Here is a 7,057-nt window from a genome sequence, read left to right on the forward strand (position 1 = left end):
AAAACAAGCAAGTAGTCATTTTAGTTGATGAATATGATAAACCCATCATCGACCATTTGAACGATTTGGAAAAGGCTGACAAAAATCGTGCCATTCTTCACGATTTCTATCAGGTGATGAAAGCCGCCGATGAGCATCTGCACTTCATATTTCTCACGGGCGTATCCAAATTTTCCAAAGTCTCCATCTTTTCAGGTTTAAACAATCTGCGCGACATTACGCTTGATGCCCGATTTGCCACCATTTGCGGCTATACACAGGCAGAGTTAGAATCCTATTTTGACCCCCATATTGAACAGATGAGCCAAAAGGAAGAACTGACCAAACAGCAAACAATAGAGAAAATCAAATACTGGTACGATGGCTATTCGTGGGATGGTGTCAATTTTGTATATAATTCGTTTTCAACATTGTTGCTTTTCGATATACAAGAGTTTAAAGACCATTGGTTTTCAACCGGTAGCCCCACTTTTATAGTCAATATTCTAAAAAAACACAATGATGTGCAGTCGTTGATGGTGCCATTTCAGATGGAGGCTACAGACTTCGACAGTTTTGATATTCAGACGATAAACCCGCGCATATTGATGTTTCAAACGGGCTATTTGACAGTAAAAAAGAAGGAACAAGACCCGTTTGGTGTAACTATGCTCTACACGCTGGGTGTTCCCAACGAGGAGGTCAATCAGGCATTAACGCGCCATTTATTAGCCAATTATGCCGAAATTTCGTTGCCGGAAGTGAACGAGGGATGCCGACAAATGATGCGGCAACTTGTGTCGGGCGATTCGCAACAGTTTGAGCGCAGCCTGCAAGCCATGTTTGCGCGCATTCCCTACCAATTATGGGGCAGCGATGAAAAATATTATCATTCCATGTTGCTGCTGTGGCTGAATGCATTAGGCTTCAAGCCGGATGCCGAAGTGTGCACCGACAAAGGGCGAATAGATGCCGTGTGGACGTGGCAAGAGCGGGTTGTGATTGCCGAAGTGAAATATGCTGCAAGTGACGGCGATAAAGATGCTGCAAGTGATGGCGGTAAAGACATTGCAGACAACGCCGCTACAACAGCCAAATTATTAGACACAGCATTGGCACAAATTCGCGAAGTCCGCTATTATGAGCGTTATGCGGGCGAGAACAAGCGCATCGCATTGCTGGGAGTGGCATTTGTGGGGAAAGAGATTGCTTGTAGGATGGAAGAATTATCTTCATAACTTATTCAAAGTCAATAGATTGCATATAATCGACTACACATAACTATGCACCCCACCCAGAAAATAGCTCACCCCGAAGAATGTCATCAAAACGGCGAGAAATGCCAGCGCGCAATGACACGGGGCAAGCCTGCAATGGCTATTTTTTGAACAAATGCCGATGATGCCCAGAATGGCAAAGGAAGAGCCTGCTTCTCAGCACGCTCTTCCGAAATATAAAAAAATCGGCTATTTCTCCCTGTCGCAAGTGCATAGTGCCACGCTCCCCCACAAAAAAGGTAACAAAAGCCCCAATCACAATAACCAGCAACCCCAAATGCACCCATCTAACAAACCACATCACTGTCATAATACAACCTCTAAACTCCTGACTTCGTCATTGCGACACCCAAAATTGATTTAACCCCATGAGAATCGGATATTTGAAGCGCGAAGTTTTTTTTCAGAGCCATTCGATTCTCGCGGGGGTAATATTTTTCCGGAGGAGGAGATGGAATGTCGGCAGAAGCTATCATTTTTCATAGAAGTCGTCTTTGAACAGCGGCTCAATGAGTTTATGTAGGCGAGTCAGGAACATGGTTTTCGTAATGGTTTCTCCGGTCAAAGGTACTTGTATGCTTATTGTTGCTATCGTCTTTGCTACATCGAGCACCTTGTCCACACTCATATTCACTTGATTTGCTTTCAGCAGACGTTCGAGTTCTTTATAAATTTTATACGCAACGAAGCAGATACAAACGTGTGCCTCTATGCGGCGCGGGGTAAAGTGAAACATGGGGCTCAGTTCTATCGTCCCTTTAGTAACTCAATAAGCCCTTTCCACCACCCATAAACCTTTGTATTGCTCGCAAACATTCTGTGCCTCCAAAGCTGTGTTGGTGATGTAACCCTTTAATCCGTCCCATTGTGCGTCATCGGTAATTTTGCTTTCGTTTATACTGACACTGACATCGTCCTTGATTTCAAGAAACTTGTTGTACCCTCGCTTGTTTATGTTCTCCTTTGATATTTTCCCGCTACCATAGTCCCGTTTCAGGCGTTTTACGCCCTTGTCCCTATTGTAGGCATCCTTCTTGGCACGTTTATCCGAATAGTTAATAATCAGACGGCATGTTTTCGTTTTGTTCATTTCATGAAACTCTCCATCCTGTTTTTGTCGGGATAATATCCATCGCTTGATTTCTTCGCTTTCGTTTTTTATCCTTGCTCCTATTATATATTTGTAACCGGCTGATTCCAACAGGGAGATATTTTTTGCGTTCATCAGCCCCGAATCTGCTACCACGACAAACTCTTTCAAATTGAACCTGACAACAAAATCATCAATTATCGGTATCATGGTGCGACCCTCATACTGTGAGCCGTTAAAAATGGAATAATTCAACGGATAACCATCGCGGCTTACCAACAACCCCAGTACTATTTGTGGCTGATTGTGTTTGCCGTCTTTGGAATAGCCCGTTGCACGAAGGTCATCCCCATAGTCGGTCTCAAAATAGAGCGTGGTAACATCGTAAAAAACAATGCCTATCACGCCGCCTAAAATGCGACGGGTATGTTCCACACTGATTTGCTGTATCTTTTTTTGCTGTGTGTTATATAACTTGTCCAAATATCTGTAAATTTTAGACAAATCAATATCTTCATCAAAATGTGACTTCAAATACTCAACGGTTCCCGACTTGCTCATGGGTTGACTCAAACGGGCTATGACCAACTGGCGAAGTATGGTATCTTCTATCGCATCAAAACCAACCGACCGATATACTTTTTCCAAAAGCAGTTGAATGCCGTTGGGCAGTATATTCTTGACATTGGACAATAGAGATTCTATCTGTTGTTTCTCTGAATCCGCTTTTTTTTGCGCAACAAACAAATCACCTTGTCCTTCTCTGCCCTTAATCCAATCCTTGCCTTGGTGACATAAACTCACTATCTCGCCCTCATCCGAACTTGTGCCGATGGTGGTAAGGTAACGCAACTGCCCGCGTGACTTATCAACCACCACCACGCTTGTGCTGCCCGACCGGTTAGGCTTCCTGCGCACGTACATTTCCAGAACAAAGGTAATGAAATTTGGGGGCGCGACACCCAAAATGGGTGTCGCAAAATCGCTTTTTAGCTGATTATCAGTGTTTTATGGAAATGTTAATTTATGTTATGACGAAGTCAGGACAATAACCAGCAACCCCAAATGCACCCATCTAACAAACCACATCACTGTCATAATACAACCTCTAAACTCCAAACTCTAAACCCTAAACTCTAAATCAAATTGCTTCCAAAAACGCGACCAAAGCCTCCCTGTCTTCCTTCGACATTGCACGGAATTTTTCTTTCGATGGTTTGCCTTCGCCGTTGTGCCAGATGATGGCTTCCTCATAGTTGCGGGCGCGCAGGTCGTGCAGTTTGTCGGAATGTCCGGACACTGCGGGCATCAGTCCCCTACCCCATAGAGGCGTTGTGCGACATACTTTCACTCTTCCCGGCTCCTTCATATCCAAATCGTGGCGCAGGAGGTCGGTATAGGGATAGATTGTTTGATCCGACAGTTGCGGCATCGGCTCGTAATTGCTGCGAGTTTTCCACGATGGGCGATGACACGCGGCACAGCCTGCCTCCATGAAGAGCGTTTTGCCTTGTTGCACCTTGGGACTGTCTAAATTCCGCGCTGCCGGGACTGCCAATCCGCGATGCCAGACCATAAAAGCCTCATAATCCTCCATCGTCATTTCCGGTGTTAATTCTTTGGACATCAGATTGGCAAAAATTTCTTCTTCCGTTTGCCCCAATGCCGCTTGCACATCGGGGTCTTGCGACATCGCTCTGGAATACTTTTCGGTAATATAGTGATACCGGCGGTTAGGACGCGTCACATTGGTAATATTCCACATAGCATTCGAGCCGGGACCATTATCCAGTGTGGCGCGGGTGCAGAGGTAGGTAAACCGTCCGGGATGTATGCCCGGATAGTAGGGATTTAGCCCCGTTTCGTCAATATCGGCACCAATAATACCTTTACAATAGGGACGAGCTTGCTGTGTGGCATGTTCGGCACGCAAGTCTTCGTCAGAAATGGCATCTAACAGAGCCACACCATAGATGCCGATTGTTGCCTCAATGCTCGCCGCATGTTTGCTCATGTCAAAATCAGGAAATAAGATTGCCTCCTGAGCGACTGTTACGACAGGGTAAATCAAGGTGCCTTCGTAGGACGTACCTGCACTGTAAGGCGTTCCATCCGCGTATTTATTGTCATGTTCATCCATATAATTTTTCCATTCGAGGTGGATGCCTGCCTCGTTAATCGGGGCTTTGAATGGTGCTACTGCCCGTGTTTGTGTCATTCCCGTAAAATATTGGGATGCCAATGCCAAATTGGGTGTGTTGGGGTCGTAAATCATCAACAGATAGCCGTTGCGACTGTCGTTGGTGTCAAATTCGTCCACCCGCTTGCTTCGTCCGCCATAACTGGGATGGCAGGCGATGCACGATTTGCGGATATACGTTGGACCCAAGCCCGAATAGGCAGTGCCCGCTTCGGCTACAAAACTCTTTTCAAACAGCCGCTCACCGCGCATAAACTGCTTATACAGAGTGGCATCGTCATCTATAAATGGCATCGGCTGCCGATACGACTTGGAATTGGCGATAAACAATGTGCCTTTTTCGCCACCCGGAAACCACTCGGCATTGGTTTCGCTGTATTCCTTCTTCGGTGTAGTATTTTCGGGCAGCGGCTCCTTGTCGTCTGCGCACGAAAATCCCAATAACACACTTCCTAAAATAATAACTTTCTTTTTCATATTATATCGTTTAATGAACTGAATAAATCTTCTAATTCGGCGCAGGCTTCAACGGCTGCATTCACTTGCGCTTCGTTGCTGTGGTAGCGTACCACCTCGTAAAAGGATTTTCCACCTGCGCCAATCGCTGCAATTTTGGCGATGCAATCCTCAATTTTTGCTTTGATGCTCGCATCTAACGCAGCATTTTTCATTGTAACGTATTTACTGAGCGAAGTAGTTGTACGCGTGTTGTCATCCACACCACCCAGATAGGCATTTTTGATGCTTTGGATGTTGTTTTGATAGTCATCAAGCGAATGCCAGCTGTACCACGATTCCACGTCTTCCGTCTTGCCGGTACTGTAAGGCGATGCTATTTTCGTTGCGCCCACTTCGCCCGCAATTTCGGCACATCCGGTAAAAATTTCGCTCAAGGCATCACTGAAAGAGGGATAGCCGATTGCATTTTTCAGTCTGTTGGCAAAATTTTTGTAGTCCGGATTATTGTCTAAATGTGCCACAACGTCCGGATTTTCATTGAAAACCGTTTGCATTTCCTCCGACACATTTTCCAAACCCACCCAAGCCACATAAGCGAGAACGCAATCCCAAACCAGCGCATCGGTGGCTGCTATGAGGTAGTTCAACTCTTCCGCAGTCAATTCGGCTACAGGGCGTGTCTGACCATCCCGATAGAGCAGATATTCCGTCACATGAAACCCAATCACTTCGGGATCTAACTTCCACGCATCGCGCCCCGTGATACTTCCGGCACCGGCGGCAATGGACTGTTGAATTTCCGACAGTTCGAGGGGCCAAGAGTCAATGTGCCCGTCAATGTCCAAAGCATCTTCGCCCACAGGACCGAACAAAAATGCCTCGTTCTTTTCCCACAAAATGCGGGCTTTCATCCAAGCAGCCGAAGCCAGCTGCATGTGCGTGTCCGAAGCATAAGCCTTCAGAGCCGAATTAGCGAAGCGCATCTCTAACGCAGCCTCCGCCAACGACTTGTAAGTGGGTACAATCGTTTTATCGACATACTCCATCAAAATGGATTGATACAATTCATCATTGCCAGCGATGCGATTTTTGTCGTCATCATCGCAAGATGTGAATGTGAATGCCGCCAAAAAAGCGGTCAAAAGTAAAATTTTTTTTGTATTCATATTATTATATAATTTTTAATTCGTAATTTTTAATTCGTAATTCGTAATTGTTAATTAAACCATCCCGCATAAGCAACCCCCAGCGACAATGTCGGCTCATTGTTATACGGCTTGTCTAACTGACGAAAAGCGTATTCTGCTTTTATTACAATCTCTTTCAGGGGGTAGTAATTGATGCCTCCGCTGAAAATTGTTTTTTTGCTCCAGCCTTTGGCGGGAATATCTCTGTCCGTTTTGTACATTGAATCGTAAAAGCCGTAATGACCGTATATATATAGCCTTTCGTTCCTGTTTTTTGCTCTCTCACACAAACCAAACACATCATAACCTGCTTCTATGTAATAACTTAGCACATCTGATGCGATATTTGTTCGCGGGGACGGACTTGCAGAGGGCAGATTTTTATTGATGGTGGAAATGGTGTAGGAATCGTTGAGATGCCCGTAGAGCACATTGGCACGTGCCCAAATGTTGTGAGCCTTGTAAGTGGCGTCAAACGTGCCGAGCATGAGTTCGCCGTCGGCACCTGCGTTTTTGTAGCGTTCCCATTTCAGGCTGTTGGGGGCAGAATAGCCGAAATAACCGCTCACGCCGAGCCTCAAATCGGGTATTGTCGTGTTGTCGAGCCGAAAAGCACCGGCGTAGGAGTTGGCAATTTCAAACTCGTAGGGCGAGGTCGCGCCGCCCTGTATCCAGTTGGCATTGTTGAACCGCTCGGCATCCAAACCGGCGATAAGTATAGCGTTGTAGTGCCAATTTGCGGCACTTCCCCAAAAACTGATGCCGCTTTGGTGCCACGTACAGGGGATGAGGGCGGTTTCCTCTTCGGGGCGGAGGACGGAAAAAAACTCGTTGGGCAAATGGTGGCGATTTGTCAGTCCAATGG

General features: G+C 46.0%; 3 protein-coding genes and 2 pseudogenes. 1 reads left to right on the top strand and 4 read right to left on the bottom strand.

Annotated features, from left to right (window positions below; translation table 11 throughout):
- The coding region (locus tag ASC50_RS04135; protein WP_056928738.1) for an AAA family ATPase at window positions 1-1,217 on the top strand (1,217 nt) is incomplete at its 5' end.
- Between the two features lie 511 nt (window positions 1,218-1,728).
- On the opposite strand, the pseudogene ASC50_RS04145 reads toward ASC50_RS04135, so the two are convergent.
- The 4 genes and pseudogenes from ASC50_RS04145 to ASC50_RS04160 form a co-directional block, all read right to left on the bottom strand.
- Window positions 1,729-3,270 (bottom strand): annotated as a pseudogene (locus ASC50_RS04145) (IS1634 family transposase).
- A 217-nt stretch (window positions 3,271-3,487) separates the two neighbouring features.
- Window positions 3,488-5,023, bottom strand: coding sequence for a di-heme oxidoredictase family protein (locus tag ASC50_RS04150; protein WP_055432997.1), 1,536 nt, complete (start codon window positions 5,021-5,023; stop codon window positions 3,488-3,490).
- On the bottom strand, window positions 5,020-6,171 hold the full coding sequence (locus tag ASC50_RS04155) for an imelysin family protein (RefSeq protein ID WP_055432996.1): 1,152 nt from the start codon (window positions 6,169-6,171) through the stop codon (window positions 5,020-5,022). Before ASC50_RS04155 ends, ASC50_RS04150 begins: the two co-directional genes overlap by 4 nt.
- A 50-nt stretch (window positions 6,172-6,221) precedes the next feature.
- A pseudogene (locus ASC50_RS04160) lies at window positions 6,222-7,057 on the bottom strand (hypothetical protein); the annotation flags it as partial.

The organism is Candidatus Symbiothrix dinenymphae (assembly GCF_001431085.1).

Excerpts from the sequence above, each read along its gene's own strand:
- ASC50_RS04150 (WP_055432997.1), bottom strand. The coding sequence starts at position 5,023 with ATGAAAAAGAAAGTTATTATTTTAGGAAGTGTGTTATTGGGATTTTCG.
- ASC50_RS04155 (WP_055432996.1), bottom strand. The coding sequence starts at position 6,171 with ATGAATACAAAAAAAATTTTACTTTTGACCGCTTTTTTGGCGGCATTC.